At 63.6% G+C, this 19,213-nt stretch carries 21 protein-coding genes; 6 read left to right on the forward strand and 15 right to left on the reverse strand.

Going from position 1 to position 19,213, the window contains the following annotated elements:
- Positions 1–118: 118 nt before the first annotated feature.
- The 7 genes from P0M12_RS02955 to P0M12_RS02985 all read right to left on the reverse strand — a co-directional run bounded on the left by P0M12_RS02955 (position 119) and on the right by P0M12_RS02985 (position 7,491).
- Positions 119–1,531, reverse strand: coding sequence for an acyl-CoA synthetase (locus P0M12_RS02955; protein WP_007726254.1), 1,413 nt, complete (start codon positions 1,529–1,531; stop codon positions 119–121).
- 12 nt (positions 1,532–1,543) lie between these two features.
- A complete protein-coding gene (locus P0M12_RS02960; protein ID WP_007726255.1) occupies positions 1,544–2,224 on the reverse strand; it encodes a hypothetical protein in 681 nt (226 codons plus the stop codon).
- Between the two features lie 64 nt (positions 2,225–2,288).
- Positions 2,289–3,392, reverse strand: coding sequence for a succinyldiaminopimelate transaminase (gene dapC, locus P0M12_RS02965; RefSeq protein ID WP_277377432.1), 1,104 nt, complete (start codon positions 3,390–3,392; stop codon positions 2,289–2,291).
- Between the two features lie 5 nt (positions 3,393–3,397).
- Positions 3,398–3,721, reverse strand: coding sequence for a ferredoxin (gene fdxA, locus P0M12_RS02970; protein ID WP_277377433.1), 324 nt, complete (start codon positions 3,719–3,721; stop codon positions 3,398–3,400).
- Between the two features lie 146 nt (positions 3,722–3,867).
- Positions 3,868–4,626 (reverse strand): hypothetical protein, encoded by a 759-nt coding sequence (locus tag P0M12_RS02975; RefSeq protein WP_003945247.1) that lies wholly within the window; start codon positions 4,624–4,626, stop codon positions 3,868–3,870.
- On the reverse strand, positions 4,626–7,184 hold the full coding sequence (locus P0M12_RS02980; RefSeq protein ID WP_063316832.1) for a bifunctional FO biosynthesis protein CofGH: 2,559 nt from the start codon (positions 7,182–7,184) through the stop codon (positions 4,626–4,628). The genes P0M12_RS02975 and P0M12_RS02980 overlap by 1 nt, the downstream gene beginning before the upstream one ends.
- Before the next feature lie 118 nt (positions 7,185–7,302).
- Positions 7,303–7,491 (reverse strand): hypothetical protein, encoded by a 189-nt coding sequence (locus P0M12_RS02985; protein WP_003945217.1) that lies wholly within the window; start codon positions 7,489–7,491, stop codon positions 7,303–7,305.
- Between the two features lie 82 nt (positions 7,492–7,573).
- On the opposite strand from P0M12_RS02985, the gene P0M12_RS02990 reads away from it, so the two are divergent.
- Positions 7,574–8,077 carry a PH domain-containing protein gene (locus P0M12_RS02990; RefSeq protein WP_007726268.1) on the forward strand — a complete coding sequence of 168 codons (504 nt, stop codon included), beginning with the start codon at positions 7,574–7,576 and terminating at the stop codon, positions 8,075–8,077.
- Positions 8,074–9,645, forward strand: a complete 1,572-nt coding sequence (locus tag P0M12_RS02995) for a PH domain-containing protein (RefSeq protein ID WP_277377434.1) — start codon at positions 8,074–8,076, stop codon at positions 9,643–9,645. Before P0M12_RS02990 ends, P0M12_RS02995 begins: the two co-directional genes overlap by 4 nt.
- On the opposite strand, the gene P0M12_RS03000 is transcribed toward P0M12_RS02995, so the two are convergent.
- The 6 genes from P0M12_RS03000 to typA all read right to left on the reverse strand — a co-directional run bounded on the left by P0M12_RS03000 (position 9,605) and on the right by typA (position 16,002).
- Complete coding sequence (locus P0M12_RS03000) at positions 9,605–10,450, reverse strand: uroporphyrinogen-III synthase (RefSeq protein WP_003945251.1); 846 nt, start codon at positions 10,448–10,450, stop codon at positions 9,605–9,607. The genes P0M12_RS02995 and P0M12_RS03000 overlap by 41 nt on opposite strands.
- A gap of 51 nt (positions 10,451–10,501) precedes the next feature.
- On the reverse strand, positions 10,502–10,918 hold the full coding sequence (locus P0M12_RS03005; RefSeq protein WP_030536224.1) for a hypothetical protein: 417 nt from the start codon (positions 10,916–10,918) through the stop codon (positions 10,502–10,504).
- A gap of 92 nt (positions 10,919–11,010) precedes the next feature.
- Positions 11,011–11,169 (reverse strand): hypothetical protein, encoded by a 159-nt coding sequence (locus P0M12_RS03010; protein ID WP_003945210.1) that lies wholly within the window; start codon positions 11,167–11,169, stop codon positions 11,011–11,013.
- Between the two features lie 107 nt (positions 11,170–11,276).
- Positions 11,277–12,161 (reverse strand): N-acetyl-1-D-myo-inositol-2-amino-2-deoxy-alpha-D-glucopyranoside deacetylase, encoded by an 885-nt coding sequence (mshB, locus tag P0M12_RS03015; RefSeq protein ID WP_054826209.1) that lies wholly within the window; start codon positions 12,159–12,161, stop codon positions 11,277–11,279.
- A complete protein-coding gene (locus tag P0M12_RS03020; RefSeq protein ID WP_007726274.1) occupies positions 12,158–13,942 on the reverse strand; it encodes an ABC transporter family substrate-binding protein in 1,785 nt (594 codons plus the stop codon). Before P0M12_RS03020 ends, mshB begins: the two co-directional genes overlap by 4 nt.
- A 152-nt stretch (positions 13,943–14,094) precedes the next feature.
- Positions 14,095–16,002, reverse strand: a complete 1,908-nt coding sequence (gene typA, locus P0M12_RS03025; protein ID WP_007726276.1) for a translational GTPase TypA — start codon at positions 16,000–16,002, stop codon at positions 14,095–14,097.
- A 324-nt stretch (positions 16,003–16,326) separates the two neighbouring features.
- Here typA and P0M12_RS03030 point away from each other — a divergent pair, with 324 nt between their 5' ends.
- Positions 16,327–16,503 carry a hypothetical protein gene (locus P0M12_RS03030; protein ID WP_003945207.1) on the forward strand — a complete coding sequence of 59 codons (177 nt, stop codon included), beginning with the start codon at positions 16,327–16,329 and terminating at the stop codon, positions 16,501–16,503.
- Here the strand turns inward: P0M12_RS03030 and P0M12_RS03035 are convergent.
- Positions 16,481–16,906 carry a (deoxy)nucleoside triphosphate pyrophosphohydrolase gene (locus P0M12_RS03035; RefSeq protein WP_007726279.1) on the reverse strand — a complete coding sequence of 142 codons (426 nt, stop codon included), beginning with the start codon at positions 16,904–16,906 and terminating at the stop codon, positions 16,481–16,483. The genes P0M12_RS03030 and P0M12_RS03035 overlap by 23 nt on opposite strands.
- A 16-nt stretch (positions 16,907–16,922) precedes the next feature.
- Between P0M12_RS03035 and P0M12_RS03040 the strand changes: the two genes are divergently transcribed.
- The 3 genes from P0M12_RS03040 (at position 16,923) to P0M12_RS03050 (ending at position 18,717) form a co-directional block, all read left to right on the forward strand.
- On the forward strand, positions 16,923–17,225 hold the full coding sequence (locus tag P0M12_RS03040) for a 4a-hydroxytetrahydrobiopterin dehydratase (protein WP_099697847.1): 303 nt from the start codon (positions 16,923–16,925) through the stop codon (positions 17,223–17,225).
- 271 nt (positions 17,226–17,496) lie between these two features.
- Positions 17,497–18,240 carry a hypothetical protein gene (locus tag P0M12_RS03045; protein WP_003945233.1) on the forward strand — a complete coding sequence of 248 codons (744 nt, stop codon included), beginning with the start codon at positions 17,497–17,499 and terminating at the stop codon, positions 18,238–18,240.
- A gap of 78 nt (positions 18,241–18,318) precedes the next feature.
- On the forward strand, positions 18,319–18,717 hold the full coding sequence (locus P0M12_RS03050; RefSeq protein ID WP_042448789.1) for a hypothetical protein: 399 nt from the start codon (positions 18,319–18,321) through the stop codon (positions 18,715–18,717).
- On the opposite strand, the gene P0M12_RS03055 is transcribed toward P0M12_RS03050, so the two are convergent.
- A complete protein-coding gene (locus P0M12_RS03055) occupies positions 18,708–19,166 on the reverse strand; it encodes a MarR family winged helix-turn-helix transcriptional regulator (RefSeq protein ID WP_277377435.1) in 459 nt (152 codons plus the stop codon). The two genes, P0M12_RS03050 and P0M12_RS03055, sit on opposite strands and share 10 nt — an antisense overlap.
- Positions 19,167–19,213 lie beyond the last annotated feature (47 nt).

Consider the following 19,213-nt stretch of genomic DNA (forward strand, 5'->3'; position numbering starts at 1 on the left):
ACAGAAATTCCAACTAGCGCTGAATCGTCGGAGAACCGGCGAGCCCACATTTCGGGACAGGCCGGCCGAATTCACGAACCTTCAAGCGTCGCAGCGACTTTTCAGCAAACTGACCTGCCTAGAGCAGCTCACGCTTCTGAACCTTGCCCATCGCGTTACGTGGCAGAGTCTCGGCAAATCGAACCTCACGGGGACGCTTGTGCGCCGACAACTCCGCCCCGACCAACTCGACCAATTCGGCTTCGGTGACCTCGGGAGTCCCGGGCTTACGGACTACGACGGCGATGATCCGCTGCCCCAGATCGGCGTCGGGGACACCGATCACCGCAACTTCGGACACCGAAGGGTGCCCGAGGATGGCGGTCTCGATCTCGCCGGCGCCGACTCTGAATCCACCGGATTTGATCAAGTCGATGGATTCGCGGCCAACGATTCGGTGGAACCCACCCTCGTCGATGACGGCGACGTCACCGGTCTTGAAGTAGCCGTCCTCCGTCCAGGACTCGGCGGTTGCGTCCGGACGGTTCAAGTAGCCGTCGAAAAGCATCGGCCCACGTACCTGTAGGCCGCCGATACTCTCGCCGTCGTGCGGCACATCGTTGCCCTTCTCGTCACGAAGACGAGTCTCGACTCCGCGCAGCGGCACGCCGACCCACCCCGGGCGTCGCTCGCCGTCGAAACGCGTGCTGAGGGTCAGCATCGTCTCACTCATGCCGTAACGCTCGATGGGCGTCAATCCTGTTCGCTCCCGCAGCTTTTCGAAGACCGGCACGGGAAGCGGCGCACTACCGGAGACCAGAAGTCGGGCACCGGACAACGCGCGGGCAGCTTCTTCGTCTTCGGCGATACGCGACCAGACGGTGGGGACACCGAAGTAGAGGGAGCCTTTGGCCCTTGCGTAGTTTTCCGGCGTCGGCTTGACGGTGTGGATCACCCGGCTGCCGATCCGGAGGGGGCCGAGGATCCCGAGAATCAGTCCGTGCACGTGGAAGAGCGGAAGCCCGTGTACGAGGGTGTCTCGCCACGTCCAGTCCCAGGCCTCGGCGAGCGCGTCGAGCCCAGCTGCGATAGCCGAGCGACTGAGCAGAACGCCCTTCGGTGGGCCGGTAGTTCCGGACGTGTACAGGACGAATGCTGTGGACTGCGGTGCCGGTTCGGGATAGCTGTGCCACGAGCGAGCGTGCAATCGGACGGGAACCACGGGCAGACCTTCGCAGTGGTCGTCCGTTTCGCCGAGCCACGCCTGGGCACCGGAGTCACGCAGAATGTGCTCTCGCTCAGCCTTCCCCGAGTCCGGCGGGACCGGCACCACGGTGACGCCGGCAATCAACGCCCCGACGACGGCGAGAATCGTTTTTGCTGTGGGAGTTGCCAATACGGCAACCCGATCGGCCTGCGCCACTCGCTCCGCGACCGAGGTCGCGGCACCGAGAATGGCACTCCGCGAGAGAACCGTGTCACCGATCGTCACGGCGTCGTCGAGGTCGTCACCGCGGGCAACAGCAAGGGGGTTCAAGGATCTCAGCAGCACCACGACAGCATCTCACAGCGCGGATGGTCGCAAACTTTCTCCTGCCCGACGCGCGTCCATCGAGTGCGGAGGGAACAGCGTCACCAGCGCAGCCCCCAAGAGCGCCCCGGAAAGCACCGCGAATCCGTGTGCGTCGTCGACCGTCACCAATGTTGCGCCGCCGACGACAATCACGACCGTCAGAACAATCTCAGGCATTCGCGGGCGCACCAGAACGCCGATCCCCGCGGCCGCCGCTGCCAGAGCAAGCGTGGCACCGGAGTTGCCTGCGCCGGTCGACGGGAAGACTGCGGTGGTGAGCAAACCGAACAACAGTTGACCGAGCAGGAAGAGAGCCCAGCCACGTGCGGCGCCCCAGAGCCGAAACGCAAGCGGTGCAACCACGGCCAGCGTCGCGAGATTGGTGACAGTTCCTGCGGCCCCTCCGTCCTGAACGAGCACGGAGGTCAGAATGCGCCACCATTGCCCGTCACGAATCAACGCGGGATCACGACGAAACATCTCGAGCAGTCCCGGCATCGCCGCCTGCAAGATGGAAGGCACTGCAACCATCAGCCAGAGGAGAGCTGCCGAGAGTGGGAATTCTCCGAAAACTCGACGACTTTTCAACCACACGAGCATCAGTGCAACCGAGGCAGCAACGACAGCAAAAATCAGTACCGCGTCCAAGCCGCCGGTCCCTGAGGTGGTCACAGCGCGACCTTACATCGGACCGATACCGACATCAGGGAACCTGACACCTGGGAAAGCACACGATTCAGGCGGAGAGGCGCTTTGCTGCCGCGGCGATTCGTTCGTCTGTTGCAGTGAGCGCGATCCGCACGTGCTTGCTCCCGCTCGGTCCGTAGAACTCACCGGGGGCAACGAGGATCCCACGATCGGCGAACCAACTGACCGTCGCTCGACATTCCTCGCCGCGCGTCGCCCAGAGGTACAGACCTGCCTCGGAATTGTCGACGGTGAATCCGGCGCCTCGAACAGCTTCGATCAACACACTACGACGCTCGCGGTACCGCTCGCGCTGGATGTTCTCGTGTTGGTCGTCGCCCAAGGCTGCGGTCATCGCCGCCTGGATCGGTAGCGGCAGGATCATGCCCGCATGCTTGCGCACCTCGAGCAGTTCCGACACCAGAGCCGGATCACCGGTGACGAACCCGGCGCGATAGCTCGCGAGATTGGACGTCTTCGAAAGTGAGTGGACCGCAAGCAAACCGGTCAGATCACCGTCGTTGACACGAGGATCGAGAATGGAGAGCGCATCGGCTTCCCACGTCAATCCGAGGTAGCACTCGTCGGAGACGACGATGGCGCCGCGCTCGCGCGCCCAGGCCACGACCTTCTGCAAGTGCTCGAGGCCGAGCACCTTGCCGGTGGGATTCGAGGGCGAGTTCACGAAGATCATCGCCGCCGACTCGGGACCGAGCTTGTTCAAGCCGTCGGCGCGCAGGACACGAGCACCTGCCAGTTTCGCTGCGACCTCGTACGTCGGGTACGCCAACTCCGGAATGACCACCAGATCGCCGGCTCCGAGACCGAGCAATTTCGGCAGCCACGCGATCATTTCCTTGGTACCGATGGCCGGCAGCACCGCTGCCGGATCGACGTCGGGAATGTTGTAGCGGCGATCCAGTGACTCCGCCACGGCCTCGCGAAGCGCGAGCGTGCCGTGAGTCGTCGGATATCCGGGCACCTCGGCAACAGAGGCCAGAGCCTCCTGAATCACCGGGTCCACCAGATCCACCGGCGTCCCCACGGACAGGTTCACGATGCCGTCGGGATGAGAGTGTGCCTTCGCCGTGACGTCGGCGAGCGAATCCCACGGAAAATCAGGGAGCCCAGCGGCCACCGGAGTACGAGACAAGATCTCTATTCCTCACCCATGGGAGGCAGCGCCTTGATGAACGGCGTGTCGTAGTCGACCTTGCCGAGCTTGGCCGCTCCACCCGGTGAGCCGAGATCGTCGAAGAAATCGACGTTGGTGCTGATGTACGCGGTCCACTGGTCCGGGACGTCGTCTTCGTAGAAGATGGCTTCGACGGGACAGACAGGCTCACACGCGCCGCAGTCGACACACTCGTCGGGGTGGATGTAAAGCATGCGTCCACCCTCGTAGATGCAGTCGACAGGGCATTCTTCGATGCACGCCTTGTCCATCACATCTACACACGGTTCAGCAATCGTGTAGGTCACTGCCGATCTCCCTGCCTTCCTGTCGTGCATCGCCGCCGCAACACGCAGTTGCAAGGGGCCGAAAATCCGATACGACTCTCACGTACCGCGGGAACAGCCTATTATCCCCCTGCCGACCGACTCTGAGCAGGCGGGGGTAACACATTTCAGCCTACTGCGGTGATGTTCCTCGACCGAATCGCGATCCACTTCTCCCCCAGAGCGGCCGCGCGTACCAGTGCGCCCCGCTCACCGAGGTAATCCGCCACGACGCCGACCACCGGAATTTTGCCGATGATCTCGTACGGTTTTGTCCGAGACGGCCGCTTGTGCAACTCATCCGTGATGGCACGAAAAGTCTTGGACGTGCGCCACAACGTTCCGATGAGCGCGAACGGGCGCCAGGTCTCGTCGGCGCCGCCGGCTGATTTCTCGGCGAAGTCCTCTCCGGTGAGAAGCTCTCGAGACTTCGTCTCACGCCGGCACAGCACCGACGCCAGGAGGTCCACCTGCTGATCCCGTTCGGTCACTCCGTGTTCACGAGCAACCGCAACGAGCACAACGGCCTGATTCGCGAAGGCCAGCAGGTCCTGGATCGGCAACCGATTGAGGAGGACGCCGAAGATGCCGGGGAACGCCACGGCAACGGTGTTGAGTGCACCCAACCGGGTCGTCCACCACTTCGAGCGCTGCTCGTCGGTCATCACCGACCACGCCGCCGTCCCGGGGAACTTGACGACGTCGAGGACCCAAGCGGCCGCGTCCAACACCATCGCAGCAGCGTTTCGCTCGGGATCGGTCGGCTCGAACGTCCGACGCTTGATACCGAGCGGATCGCTGTAGGCGAGGTCGAGAACCGGGTTGATCCCCCACACCGCTCGATCGAGAACCTCGACGACCTTGCGGTCCCCCAGTACGTCAGCCATCAGGCAATCGCTCCTTCGCGTCGTGCATGTGTGGTGGTTCGTTCGCGTGCCGGACGTCCGATTCCCTCGGCGATGGCGCGCAGTTCTGCGACGGTCTTCTCGGAACCGTGTTCGGAGCCGGCCATCCGCGAGATCGTCTCTTCCATCAGCGTTCCGCCGAGGTCGTTGGCGCCGCCGTTGAGCATCATCTGCGTTCCGGTGATGCCAAGTTTGACCCAGCTGGTCTGGATATTGGGTATGCGGCCGTGCAGCATGATGCGTGCCAACGCGTGTGCAGCGCGGTTGTCCCGATTGGTCGGCCCTGGCCGGGAAGCGCCCGCCAGGTACAGGGGCGCGCTCTGGTGAACGAACGGCAGCAGCACGAACTCCGTGAATCCGCCTGTACGGTCCTGGATTCCGCGAAGAACGTTCAGGTGCCCGACCCAATGGTGCGGCTGATCGACATGCCCGTACATCATCGTCGAACTCGACCGCAGCCCCACCTCGTGCGCCGTGGTGACCACTTCGATCCATTCCGCCGTCGGCAGTTTGCCCTTGGTGAGGATCCAGCGCACCTCGTCGTCGAGGATCTCCGCTGCCGTACCGGGAATGGTGTCCAGGCCCGCCTCACGAAGGGCCGTCAGCCAATCCCTGATGCTCTCACCACTGCGCGATGCACCGTTCACGATCTCCATCGGAGAGAACGCGTGGACGTGCATCGACGGCACGCGCTTCTTGACGGCCCGGACCAGGTCGGCGTAACCGGTGACGGGAAGTTCCGGATCGATACCGCCCTGCATGCACACCTCGGTTGCGCCGGCGACGTGCGCTTCCCACGCACGGTCGGCGACCTGCTCTGCCGACAGCGTGAACGCGTCGGCGTCACCCTTGCGCTGCGCGAACGCACAGAATCGGCAGCCCGTGTAGCAGATGTTGGTGAAGTTGATGTTCCGGTTCACCACGTAGGTGACGTCCTCGCCGACGGCATCCTTGCGCAGCGCATCCGCCAGTGCCACAACGGCTTCCAGGCCCGGGCCCTCCGCCGTGGCGAGGGCCAGGTACTCGTCGTCGGAACATCCGGCCGGGTCGCGTTCGGCACTGCGGAGCGCAGCCAGCAGATCGGTGTCGACGCGAATCGGAGCACTGAGCTCGAGAACCTGTTCGCGCACGGTCTCCCAGTCGCCGAACGCACTGCCCAGGTCACTGCGGGTCTCGGTGTTGCGCCCGTCCGTGTCGATCTCGGTATTGAGATCGACGCGTCCGCTCGATTCCCACGACTCGTCCGGTTCCTGCCACGGCCGACCCACCGGCTTGGTGTCTGGCAAGGCGAGGCCGGTCTTGGGGTCCGCGAGCGCCTGAACGTGGCCTGCGATGCGCGGATCGATCCACGGAGCCCCCGCCAAGACATACGCCGGCTGAGCTGCGGTGCGTTCGGTCAGGATGAAGCCGCCCTCGGCGCTGATCTCGGCCAAGGTCTCGAGGTTCGGCCACGGACGCTCGGGGTTGACGTGATCGGGGGTCAACGGTGATACCCCGCCCCAGTCGTCGACGCCTGCGCCGAGCAGCGCGAGGCACTCGCTGTTCGAGACGAGATTCGGCGGACTCTGAATCCGCATCGTCGGCCCGAGCAACAGGCGTGCGACGGCGATGGCCGCGAGAAACTCGTCGAGTCCCGCATCAGGCGTATTGCGCATCGCGGTATCAGGCTTGGCCAGGAAGTTCTGAATGATCACTTCCTGGATGTGGCCGAACGCCTTCTGCGACTTGCGTATCGCCATGATCGACTCGGCACGCTCGAGGAAGTTCTCCCCGATGCCCACAAGAATTCCCGTGGTGAACGGGATGTTCAGTCGGCCTGCGTCGGTCAGGGTGCGCAGCCGAACCGCCGGGTCCTTGTCCGGGCTGCCGTAGTGGCATTCACCCTTGTCGGTGAACAGGCGGGTTGCGGTCGTCTCGAGCATCATGCCCATCGACGGCGCAACGGGCTTGAGCCGCGAGAGTTCCTGCCAGCTCATCACACCGGGATTGAGGTGTGGGAGCAGGCCTGTCTCCTCGAGTACCCGGATCGACATCGCACGCACGTAGTCGAGGGTGGAGTCGTAGCCGCGTTCGTCCAGCCATTGCTTGGCTTCCGGCCAGCGAGCCTCGGGGCGATCCCCCAGCGTGAACAACGCTTCCTTGCAGCCCAATTCGGCGCCTGCCCTGGCAATGTCCAAAACCTCGTCCGGTTCCAGGAACATGCCGTGCCCAGCGGCACGCAGCTTCCCTGGCACCGTGACGAATGTGCAGTAGTGGCACTTGTCCTGGCACAGACGGGTCAGCGGAATGAAAACTTTCCGCGAATACGTCACGGTGTTCGGCCGACCCGCTGCCAGCAGACCGGCATCGCGAACCTTGGCCGCCGAAGAACACAGATCGGTCAGATCGGTTCCCCGTGCCTGCAGCAGCGTTGCCGCCTCGTCGACGTTCAGGGTCGCTCCGTCGCGTGCACGACGGAGAACTCGCCGCATCGCCGACGCTGACGGGCCGGGCGACGGACTGGACGAGGCGGACGCGGAAATACCTGGCATCGGAAGCATGGTGGGTTTGCCGGAGTCATCACCAGTTCGGTTCACCTAGCGATCATGCGCCATGTGGGACGACTAGTGCCACCCGGTGCCAGAAGTAGGAGGCCTCACCGCCCCGACACCGCCTCGATCACGACGGCCGGTAGTCGTCGTCGACCGCAACCTCGACTCGTTGATCCACGACGTCAGCCACTGGCGCGTCGAGCGGAATGTCGGTCAGATCGGGTTCTTCGGGGGCGTTCGGATCTACGGGTGTCGATTGTTCGAGCGCATCTGATTCCGGAGCCTCCGGGTCGAATGTCGCATCTTGTTCGGTCATCACGTGCTCCCTTCGCGGTCGCCACACTCCACGATAGGGCCGATGTCGACAGATCGCCCCTCACTCGACCAAAGTAGTGCCCATGACTGCGCCACAACCGCTGACCATGGCCGACCCGTTATGGCGACCCAGCACCAAAGCCCCGAGGCTGTGGGCAATCACTGCCTCACTGTTCTGGGTACCCGTCATCGTCGCCGAAATCGTCTGTGCCGTCTTGATACCCGGAATCCCGTCCTGGGTGGTCGGCACCGTATTCGCAGTCACCGTGCTCTTCGCTGCCACCTACATTCTGATGGTCCCGGCGTGGCGGTATCGCGTCCACCGATGGGAGATCAGTGACACCGCGGTATACACCCGCACCGGCTGGTTCACCCAGGAGCGACGCATCGCACCGATCTCGCGCGTGCAGACCGTGGACACCGAGCGCGGACCGATCGACCGCATGTTGGGTCTGGCAACCGTCACGGTCACGACAGCGTCGTCGGCCGGGGCAGTGAAGATCTCCGCACTCGACCAGGAAGTCGCCGACCGCACGGTGGCTCAACTGACGGAGATCGCGGGTACCAACGTGGGAGACGCGACGTGAACGAGAAACAGTTGGGCGACCCGACCGCGATCGAGATCCCGGCAGAGGCGGAAACGGCAGCTGCCGAGGCAGCGGAAGAGGAACAGCCCTGGCTCCGCCTCGACCGACGCATGCTTCTGGTCCACCCCGTCAACGAAGTCGTCAAACTGCTCCCGGTCCTACTCGTCTCCGTAGTTCTCGGCAGCCAATCCGGAAACCACTGGTGGGGACTCGGCGTCGTCACTCTGCTCGTCATCTTCGGTTTGTTGCGGTATTTCACCACCACGTACCGAATCGGACCCGTCCACGTTCAACTGCGCACCGGGGTCTTCCAGAAAAAGCTGCTCTCCGTCCCGCGTAGCCGCATCCGATCCGTCGACGTCGAGGCCGGGGTCATGCACCGGTTGCTCGGACTGTCGATCGTGCGCATCGGTACCGGCCAACGCGCCGGGAGCGGCCACGATTCGAACAAGTTCGAGCTCAACGCCCTGTCGACCGCCCTGGTTCCGGACCTACGCGCCGCACTGTTGGCCGGCGCCCAGCAAGCACGGCGACTGGAAACCCCGGGCACGCCGGTCGAAAGCATCACCGAACCGGTCGACACCGAAATCGGTCACTGGGAACCGAGTTGGGTTCGCTACGCCCCCTTTTCGTTCACCGGAATCGCCATCATCGCAGCCATCATCGGCATCTCGTTCCAATACGGCATCGGCACTGCCGTCGCGAAATCCTCGGCAGTGAGCGACAGCTTCGACTCACTCGAGAGCCTCGGCATCGCACTGATGGTCGTCATCGCACTCGTCGTGCTGCTGGTGCTGTCGAGTGCACTCGCCTGCGTCCAGTACCTGATCGCGTTCGGCAACATGAAACTCACCGACAACGGCCGCATCCTGCATGTCAGTCACGGCCTGTTGAAGACTCGGCAAACCACACTCGACCGCGCCCGCCTCCGCGGCACGACGCTCAAGGAACCGCTCCTGCTGCGATTGGCCCGCGGCGCGCGGCTCGACGCCATCATGACCGGGGTCAGCGCCGAGAAGAAGGAATCTTCGCTACTGCTCCCGCAGGGACCGCGCAGGGAAGCCGAGCGAGTGATGGCCACCGTGATCGGTGACTCACGCCAGGCGTCCGCCCCGCTGATCCCGCACGGCCCGGCCGCGCGGCGTCGCCGGTACACCCGAGCACTGTTCCTCGCCGCGGTGGCGTTCCTGGTCTGTGTGGCGTGCGCGGCTTCTGGACTCGATGTACCGATCTACGCGTGGTTCGGGGTCGCCGTACTCGCCATCGGTGGCACCGCCCTCGCCTACGACCGATACAACGGCCTCGGCCACGCAGTACTACCCGGCTGGTTGATCACCCGAAACGGCTCGCTCGATCGCCAGCGTCACAGTCTCGAATCCGAAGGTGTCATCGGATGGACGGTGCGCGAGACGTTCTTCCAGAGGCGCGCGGGAGTGGCAACCGTCGTCGCCGCGACGCCCGCCGGCACCGGAAGCTACGAGGTGATCGATCTCCCCGCCGAGAACGCGTGGGAATTGATCGAAGCCGTCACTCCGGGCGGTGGCGACGTGTGGGCAGGTCGTCGATGATGAGCCGCGCCAGCGAACCGAGACGCGATCGCTCCGGCTGGATGGTCGGAACACCGAGGAGTTCCAGCGGAGCGGCCGTCACCGGTCCGACGCAGTAGGTCGGTACCGGTCCGCGCATAGCTGCGACGAACCGCTCCAGCTCGCCCATTTCTTTTGCCGTGCTGAGCATCGAGGAGACCGCGGGGGCACTGGTGAAGGTCAGGGCGTCGATCGCACCGGAACGAACTGCAGCGACCAACGCGCGGACCGGCGACTGATCCGGCGGCCGGATCCACCGATAGACCGATACCGGAGTGACAACCGCGCCGATGTCGGCGAGGGAGGCGCTCAGGTCCGTCAACGGCTCCCATTCGGTGATGGTGCCGTGCAACTGGACTGCGATGCGCAAGCCTGCCACTCCCTCGCTTCCGAGATGTGCCAGAACTTCCTCGGACGACTCACCCGAAGGCGACCATTCCTCGCGCAGTCCGGCGCCTCGGATGGCGCCCGTCGCCTTGGGGCCGCGGGCGATGATGCGCGTGTGGGCGAGAGCCCCGAGGAACTCCTCGGTCAAACCCCACGAGGCGACGGCGTCGAGCCAACCCCTGAAGCCGATCCCGGTACTGATCACGACCAATTCCGGAGGATCGGCAATCAAAGCGGACGTCTGAGTCCTCAGGTCTCGATCGTCCACCAACGGCAGCACATGGATCACCGGTGTCCGCACGATCTCCGCGCCTCGACGTTCGAGGAGCGTCGCAAATTCTTCGACACGCCGTTCTGCGGTCAAGGCGATAGTCGCACCCGCCAAATCATGTTCAGCCACAGGCTGAGTGTCCCTTATGCACGGGTCAGTTTCCTACGCGCGCGCCGAGAACTATTGCGAGCTGAGGGTGGCGAGTCTGTTGATCGCCACTTTGAAGAGGAAAACGGCGGCCGGAGCGATCGCACCGACCAGCAGCAGGAAGGTCAGAGGGGACGAAAGCACGAGTACGTCGCCGCCGGGGCCGCCCACCATGCACACCAAGAACCCGACGATCCAACCGGCGAGCGGCAATGCGGCCCTACCCGGCGTCGTAACCGTGCGGGCGGCGATCACCAATACGAGGTTCGCGGTCGCGGCTACGAGAATGCTGATGGGAAATGCCGTCGTACCGAGATGAGTCGGCAAGAACAGGACGGACAACACCGCGCACAGAAATCCGTCGAAAATCAGGACGCCGAGGATGACAGGGTCGAGCCACGACAGCGACGTTCCTGTCGAGGCGTCCGTGTTGTTCTCGACGGTCGTCATGGTTTTGATAGTGGTCTATCGGTCGTCATCGCGCGAGCGCGGGGTCCCTCCCGACAAGCACCCCGGCTCGCGCCCGAAAAGCACGAAGCTGATCAGGGAACCGGCGGGAACCCGAGCAGGGTCAGCAAATGACTCTGCTGATCTGCGAATGCGTAGAGCGACCCGTAATACAAGTCGTGGTAATAACCAGCCATCGGACGCAACGAATCGACGAAGGCGACGATCTGGTTCTGCAGGTCCCAGTTGTACATTTCTTCAGCCCCCAGGCTTTGCTGTTACCGAAAGGACCACCCATCCGGTGACACGCATCACACACCACTACGGCGTCGATCGCAATGCCTGAGAGCCGACGCCCAGGTCAGCTGTGCAGCCCGCCGAACAGATCGCGCTCGCGGCCGTCCTCACCCACCGGACCGAGCGCGCCGGCGGCCAATACGAAATGCTCGACCGTCAGGATCGGTTGGACCACGTTGTTCGACAATGCGAACTCGGCTCGGCTCGGGGCTACCGTCACCTGAGTGGCGTGGGCGCTCAATGCCCTCGCCTTCGCATCGATGACGCCTCGAACGTCGATTGCCGTCGTCACGTCTGCGTCCTCGACACTCGGCAATTCCCCGGGCTCGGGCAGACGCCAGTTCTCCGGGAACTCGGAAATCGCCGCGATGCCGCGTTCGAGTCCGCTGCGCTCGGTCACGGTCCAGTAGAACTTCGGAGTCGACCACGGCTCGCCGGTCTCGGGATACGCGGTCGTTCCTGCAGCTTCGACCGCCGCTGTCGTGATCGCGTGCGCCTGGATGTGATCCGGGTGCCCGTAGCCGCCGTTGGGGTCGTACGTGATCACGACGTGCGGCCGAATCTCACGAATGACGGCGACCACCGCGCCAACTGCTTCGTCGAGTCGAGCATTGACAAAAGCACGGGGATTGGCGGCCGAAGGTGTGCCGATCATTCCGGAGTCGCGATACCGACCGGCACCGGCGAGGAAGCGAGGAGCGGCACTGCCCAAAGCCGACAAAGCAGCGCTCAGTTCCGCGATCCGGTAGCCACCGAGTTGATCGGCCTCGGAAGCCACGAGCCCGGCCCACGCATCACCGATCACTTCGCCTTCCTCCCCCAACGTGCAGGTGAGGACTGTGACCTCGACGCCTTCGGACGCGTATCGCGCGATGGTGCCACCGGTGGTGATCGTTTCGTCGTCCGGATGTGCGTGTACCAACAGAAGTCGCTTCGCCGACGCGGTCACTTTTCCACCCTCACCCAGTCCGTAGCGTTTCCGAATATCCCCACCTGCACCGGCCCGTCGAGGACCACGCCCTCGACTCCGGTCCCGACCGCGACCAGCGCTCGGCTCTGCACGATCGGCAAAACCGCCGCAAGATCCCACAGCCTGGGTTCCGCATCGGCGATCAACGACCCCAGATCCCCGATGCCACTGAGCGCTTCGTCGATCCGACCTTGCAACGCCGGATCACACAGCCCGGACAGGTTGCTCGGAGCCTCGACGCTTGTCGTTCGGATGGGCTCCGGTGTCTGCGACGGCGTCGGTGCGGGCACTGCCGAACTTGTTGCCGGAGTGGAAGGTGCGCTCGGGCAACTGAACCGCGAGGCCAGCGAAGTGGCCGTGTCGGCGCCTGCCCGGCTCCAACCGACGATCATGTCGACGCGTCCTGTCGTCAGGTCCTCGCCGTAGAGTTCCTCCGGCGCCACCGATTCGACGGTCGCCAGGATTCCCACGTCACGCAATTCGTCGGCAGCGGTGTTTGCCACGGCGATCGCGATGTCGTCGTTTTCGGGAGCGCCGATCAGCAGTGTCAACTGGGCGCCGTCACGGACGATCGATCCGACCGTTCCAGTGCCCGTGACGATTCCGGTGGGCGGTGCCGTCAGGTAGCCGGCTGCAGTCAGCTCGCCCAGTGCTTGCTCCCTGGTCGGTTTCGGCGGCGCGGTGGGCGCATATCCCGGATCCGACGGAGCGAGGATCTGAGCTTTCACCGGGGCCGACGCCGATTCACTCCCTGCCGCCACCACGGCGAGCAGGTCCGGATCGAGCAGTCCCAGAACACCTTTACGCACCCGAACATCCGCGAAGTTCTTGCTTCGCCCGTTCACGTTGATGTCGAGAGTGCGCGGAACGTAGGAGAATGCCGTCCTGACACCCGGGATTGCAGACAGCTGAATATCCGTGGCACTACCCGAATGAACCTGCGCCACTTGGGCATCGTCGGTACGCAGCGCATCCGCCAACTGCGCAGCCGTTCCTCCGCGTCGCAGAACTATCTGATCCGGGTCTGAAGGCTTGCCCCAGAATCGGTCGTTGCGTTCGAGCACGATTTCGTCCCGGCCGCGGTCGACCGAGCGCACGTGAAAGTGGGCTCCCGACACCGGAATCCCCTCACTCAGGCCGGTGCTGAAACCGCCGGGAGTGTCCTTGATCAGGTGGGACGGAAGAATATCGGTGAACAACTCTCGCCATGCCGGATACGGCGCACGCATCACGACGTTGACCGTTTTGCCGCCGCCGGACGAGTTCACGTCGTCGATCATCTGATAGCCCGCGGGATTGACCACACCGGGAACCGAGATCATCTGCTGCCACAGGTAGCGAAAGTCTTCTGCCGCAATGGGAGCGCCGTCCGACCATTGGGCTTCGTTGCGCAGTTGGTAGCGAATCGTGAACGGGGCCTCCGACGTCACTTCAGCGGAAACGAGGAAAGAATCGTCGATCGCCCACTCCGTCGCGCCAGGTTGTGTGGGCGAATTGATCGGGCGAAACGCACTGGGCAGTACGAGGTTGCCGACTGCGGAGTTGACCGGCGACTGATCCGCGAGCAGGTGCGGGTTGAATCCGCCTCCCACCTCGTCGATTGCCACAGTGACCTGCTTCATCGCCGGAACGACCGGAGTCGGTGTGGGCTTGACGGTTTCGGTGCTCTCGACCGGAGGCGGCGGATCGGCTGTACATGCAGTCAGTGACAACGCCGTCACTGCCACTGCCAACGCCAGGTAGCGACGTCCTGAGGCCACAGACAATTCCTTCCGTACGGGGCCGCGTCGCCCCTTTGCAACTCGATTCCCTGGCAGATCTTTCGCCTGGAAACCATGAAGGCGAATGTACCTTTCCGCCGAAAACTCGGCTGAAAGGCACATCCGCCTGTCAGGTTGTAACCGACGAAAGACTACAGAGCAGCCTTGTCGCGTGCCTTACTACGTGAACGCTCGCGAGCGCGCTCGGTTGCGTTGAGGTGCACCTTGCGGACGCGAACGTCCTCCGGGGTGACCTCGACGCACTCGTCGCTGGAGCAGAACTCCATCGCTGCTTCGAGTTCGAGCTTGATCGGCTTTGCGAGGGTCTCCATCACGTCTGCGGACGACTGACGCATGTTGGTCAGCTTCTTCTCGCGGGTGACGTTGATGTCGAGGTCTTCCTGACGCGGGTTGATACCGACGACGTGTCCCTCGTAGGTGTCTGCGCCGGGCTCGACGAAGAAGGTTCCGCGGTCGGCCAACTGGATCATGGCGAACGGCGTCACCGTGCCGGAGCGGTCCGAGACGAGCGAGCCGGTGTGGCGCGCACGGATCTCGCCGGCCCACGGGCCGTATCCGTCGAACACGGCGTTGGCGATACCGGTTCCGCGGGTTTCCGTGAGGAAGTCCGTGCGGAAGCCGATGAGGCCACGCGAAGGAACGATGAACTCCATGCGAACCCAGCCTGCGCCGTGGTTCGACATCTGGACCATCTTGCCCTTGCGGTTGGCCAGGAGCTGCGTGATGGCGCCGAGGTACTCCTCGGGGCTGTCGATGGTCAGCTCTTCGAAAGGCTCGTGAACCTTGCCGTCGACGAGCTGCGTGACAACCTGCGGCTTACCGACGGTGAGTTCGAAGCCTTCACGACGCATCTGTTCGACGAGGATGGCGAGTGCGAGCTCTCCACGACCCTGGACCTCCCACGCATCGGGGCGACCGATGTCGAGGACCTTGAGCGAGACGTTACCGACGAGCTCCTGGTCCAGGCGGGACTTGACCATGCGTGCAGTCAGCTTGTGACCCTTGACGCGACCGACGAGCGGTGACGTGTTGGTGCCGATCGTGACCGAGATTGCCGGCTGGTCGACGGTGATGCGGGGCAGTGCGACCGGGTTCTCCAGATCAGCGAGGGTGTCGCCGATCATGATGTCCGGGAATCCTGCGACGGCGCAGATGTCACCGGCGACGGCGACCTCACCGGGAACGCGCTCGACACCGATGGTCGTGAGGAGTTCGGTGATCTTGGTCTTCGTGACGACGGGCTCGCCGTCGACCTCGCGGCACCAGGACACGGTCTGGCCCTTGCGCAGCTCGCCGTTGTGGATGCGAACGAGTGCGAGGCGACCGAGGAATGCGGATGCGTCGAGGTTGGTGACGTGAGCCTGCAGCGGTGCGTCGACCGAGCCCTTCGGCGCGGGGACGTACTCCATCAGCACCTGGAAGAGTGCGGTGAGGTCCTCGGCGTCGGGAGCCTTGCCGTTCTCGGGCTGCACGGTCGATGCCTTGCCTTCGCGACCGGACGCGTAGAGGACGGGAAGTTCGAGTGCGAGCTCAGCGGCTTCGGCGGCCTCGTCGGACAGGTCCGATGCGAGGTCGAGGAGCAGGTCCTGAGCCTCGGTGACAACCTCTTCGATGCGGGCGTCGGGGCGGTCCGTCTTGTTGACGACCAGGATGACGGGCAGCGAAGCGGCGAGTGCCTTGCGCAGCACGAAACGCGTCTGCGGCAGGGGTCCCTCGGAAGCATCGACGAGCAGGACGACGCCGTCGACCATGGACAGGCCGCGCTCGACCTCGCCACCGAAGTCGGCGTGGCCGGGGGTGTCGATGACGTTGATGACGGTGATGGAACCGTCTTCGTTGACCTTATGTACTGCGGTGTTCTTCGCGAGAATGGTGATGCCCTTCTCGCGTTCGAGGTCGCCGGAGTCCATAACGCGATCGACCAGCTCGGCGCGCTCCTCGAACGCGCCGGACTGACGAAGCATGGCGTCGACGAGGGTGGTCTTGCCGTGGTCGACGTGTGCGACGATGGCAACGTTACGGAAGCTGGTGATGGTCACGCGATGGCTCTCCTGGCTGAGTTGATTCGGCCACGCGAAAGTCAAGTCGCACGGCTCTTCTGGTGGCCGCTGCACGAGTGTGTGATCCGAATCAGGGCACGAATCGCCTGAGAAGGCACCGCGGCCTAGTAAATACTACTCGCTCCGGGCTGATACTCCTGCATTGTGCGGCCTCTATCACCGCCCCCACCAGCGAATAGTGATCTGCACCACGCCGATGCGCGTAGGATTACGACCTGGAGAAACAGGTCATTTAAGGGTACGCTAACCTCGTTCCAAGAGCGGGCTCTCCGCCGTAGTGAAACAGGAAAGCCGCAGCGTCACATGGGAAAAGTCAAGGCAAGCAAGGTCTCGCAGCTCAAGCCGAAGAAGAAGTGCTGCCGCAAGAAGACGCGGTGCATCAAGTGTCCCGTCGTCATCATGCGGATGAAGAAGCTCGAGAACGAGGGCGCATCCAAGAAGGAACTGAAAGCGGGTCTCAAGAAGGCTCGTGCGGCGTAAGCGCGCTCAATTCCGCGAGTAACTCGGGAATCCAGGCTCGATCGTTGTCCACCAGATCCATCGACAACAGTTCTTCGGCGTCGACCCATGTCAATTGAGCATGGTCGAGCGCGACCGGTTCTCCCGACACCAACTCCGCCCGGTAGGCCCGCAGGACCAACCCAGGCGACAGTGGCACGTCGACACCGATTCTGGCGCCGCATCTCACCTCGACCGCCAGTTCCTCGAGCAGCTCCCGCGCCAACGCGTTCTGTGGCGATTCGAATTCTTCGACCTTCCCGCCCGGCAGCTCCCAACGACCGGCCAAAGCCGGCGGACTCGTCCGCTGCGCGAGGAGCAGCCTTCCCTCGCGGAAGATCGCACCGGCGACAACTTCCCGATCCCTTGCAGGTGCATCACTCATCGCACCATGATGGAGTATGGCCACTTTGTTGTCCGACTCCGCGATCCAAAACGCTCTCGACGAACTGCCCGCCTGGCAACTGTCGCCAGGGTCGATCACTCGCACGGTCGACTCCACGACATTCCCGGACGCCATCGCGCTTCTTCAACGCATCGCGGCAGTCGCCGAGGCCGCGGATCATCATCCCGACATCGACGTTCGCTGGCGAAAGGTCACGTACACGCTTTCGACACACTCGGCGGGCGGTCTCACGGAACTGGACTTCGACCTTGCCCGTCGAATTGACGTACTCGTCGACGATTCGGTCCGTTTCGACTGATCTTCGAGTGAACAAACCTCGCAATCTGACGTAACAGTTGCATCAACTTTCACATAGATCACTTCAGTCACAGGTATGGTCGCCGTAAATCACGATCGAGGCCGGTCATGCCATAGACTCCCCCCGGTGCGTAGCTGCTCAGCAACTGAACAGCTGTACAACCCGGGGGCTCTGTACATAGAGTGACCCCTCGAGCCGTCAAACGCGGAGCTCGCCTAGGCGCCCGCGCGGTATGACTAAGGATGGGGAAACAGTGCTTCGAACCCGAGGTATGCGAAAGGCGTTCACCGCCGTCGCTATTGCCGCAGTAGCAGGACTGGCATTGCCGGCACAGGCAATGGCCGATCCGGCAGCACCGCCCGCACCCGAAAGTGTGCCGATCGAGTTCCTCGCATCGTTTGCGCCCGCCATCATCGGCGCCGCCGCAGGTCCGGCCGATGTTGCAGGCGGACCGCAGCAAGCGTTGCTCGACCAGGCTCGCGCGATCCTGAACTCCCCCGGCATTCCGCCCGAGATCAAGGCCACCCTCGAGAAGGTCATCACCTTCCTCGACGGCAGCGGCGGCGGCGGACCGGCGATCCCGGACGAGAACGCCCCCGTCATCGCGCAGTTCCTCTACCCGACGCTTGGCAAGGGCTGCATCTCGGCCACCGCCGATTCGGTCGGAACCGCACTTGCCGTTCCCGGCCCGGCTCACCTGCCTCCTCCCGGTCCCGCTGCCGGTCAGGCCGGATTCGTCTTCACCGCTCTCGGTACGGCTCCCGCCGTCGACGACCAGCCGGTGCCGATGACCGTCACCTGGGTCAACATCGACAACCAGCGCAGCGCCACCCAGAACTTGACCAACGCCGCACGCATCAACCCGGACGGCCCAGCCACTCTGTCGGCTATCGCCGATACCGGCCCCGGACGCGTTCTCTCGGTGATCAGCGGTTCGCTGACCACCCAGCCGGAAGGCGCAGATCGCATCACCTGCAGCTTCCTTCCGACCGTGGGCATGTTCGCGGTAGCTTGATCGAAGTCTTGTGAAAGGGACCCACCGAATTTCGGTGGGTCCCTTTTGCATCTCCGATCACCGTGATAGACCCGATAGATGGGACATCTACGAGTGGACATCACGCACGGTCGTCCAGAGAAGAAATCCGGCCCAGACCAGTCGATACGGTCACACAAGTCGACGCGATCGATACTGTCCATCCGATCCGAGGGGTCCATTCTCTCGATCGGATCGGCGTACTCGATCCTGTCGATCGGTAGCGTCGGCTCTTTTCTTTCGATCGGAAGCATCGGGTCTACGGCGTCGGTCCTGAGTTCGGGCTCGTTCGCCAGTCTCGGGTCCGCGCTGTCCGGTCTCTCACGTTGGTCACTGCTCTCCTGGCGTGGAAATCATGCAGCCCCCGAAGAGCACCCGAAACTTGTTGTCATTGCGCCGGAATCGGATTCGAGCGATCCGGACCGCTCACTACGATCCGTCTCGCACTCTCAGACCTGATTCGGTCGCGGCCATTCGCGGCCTTCCAGCGCTTCGACCGAGGTATTGAATTGCCGCAGTAGGTCACCGAGCGCGAGACGCTGCTCCGGCGTCCACTCGCGGAGGACCTTTTCGACACCGGCTGTCGAATGTTCGCGATCAGCACGAAGTTTCGACAGCCCCTGCGCCGTCGGCCGGACCTTTCGCGCGAGCCCTCCGTCCGGATCCTCCACTCGCTCCACCAAGCCCTGACGCCTCAGCGCGCCGATCTGCCGGTTGATGGTGGAGATGTCGAGCGAGAAAGCGCAGGAGAGTTCCTTGAGGCTCATGGGATGTTGCAATTCCAGTCGACCGAGCAGTAGATACGCCGACCGGTCCAGACGAAGTTCGGCCCGTTGTGCGAGCGCGTGGTAACGCGAGAGCAGAGTCAACTCGTACTCGATATTCACCAGATCAGGGTCCCGGTCCATCCTCATATTGTGCAGACTACACACGATGTGTAGCGTGCACACTGGGG

The sequence above is a fragment of the Rhodococcus sp. RCBS9 genome (assembly GCF_029457415.1).
In the GTDB taxonomy this organism is placed as follows: Bacteria; Actinomycetota; Actinomycetes; order Mycobacteriales; family Mycobacteriaceae; genus Rhodococcus_F; species Rhodococcus_F qingshengii.

What these genes read in the sequence shown, in the direction of transcription:
- P0M12_RS03030 (WP_003945207.1), top strand. Translation starts at nt 16,327, where the DNA reads ATGGGAAAAGTCAAGGCAAGCAAGGTCTCGCAGCTCAAGCCGAAGAAG.
- P0M12_RS03035 (WP_007726279.1), bottom strand. Translation starts at nt 16,906, where the DNA reads ATGAGTGATGCACCTGCAAGGGATCGGGAAGTTGTCGCCGGTGCGATC.
- P0M12_RS03055 (WP_277377435.1), bottom strand. Translation starts at nt 19,166, where the DNA reads ATGGACCGGGACCCTGATCTGGTGAATATCGAGTACGAGTTGACTCTG.
- P0M12_RS02980 (WP_063316832.1), bottom strand. Translation starts at nt 7,184, where the DNA reads ATGCTTCCGATGCCAGGTATTTCCGCGTCCGCCTCGTCCAGTCCGTCG.
- P0M12_RS03040 (WP_099697847.1), top strand. Translation starts at nt 16,923, where the DNA reads ATGGCCACTTTGTTGTCCGACTCCGCGATCCAAAACGCTCTCGACGAA.
- P0M12_RS03005 (WP_030536224.1), bottom strand. Translation starts at nt 10,918, where the DNA reads ATGACGACCGTCGAGAACAACACGGACGCCTCGACAGGAACGTCGCTG.
- P0M12_RS03010 (WP_003945210.1), bottom strand. Translation starts at nt 11,169, where the DNA reads ATGTACAACTGGGACCTGCAGAACCAGATCGTCGCCTTCGTCGATTCG.
- P0M12_RS02990 (WP_007726268.1), top strand. Translation starts at nt 7,574, where the DNA reads ATGACTGCGCCACAACCGCTGACCATGGCCGACCCGTTATGGCGACCC.
- P0M12_RS03045 (WP_003945233.1), top strand. Translation starts at nt 17,497, where the DNA reads ATGCGAAAGGCGTTCACCGCCGTCGCTATTGCCGCAGTAGCAGGACTG.
- P0M12_RS02985 (WP_003945217.1), bottom strand. Translation starts at nt 7,491, where the DNA reads ATGACCGAACAAGATGCGACATTCGACCCGGAGGCTCCGGAATCAGAT.
- P0M12_RS02975 (WP_003945247.1), bottom strand. Translation starts at nt 4,626, where the DNA reads ATGGCTGACGTACTGGGGGACCGCAAGGTCGTCGAGGTTCTCGATCGA.
- P0M12_RS03050 (WP_042448789.1), top strand. Translation starts at nt 18,319, where the DNA reads ATGGGACATCTACGAGTGGACATCACGCACGGTCGTCCAGAGAAGAAA.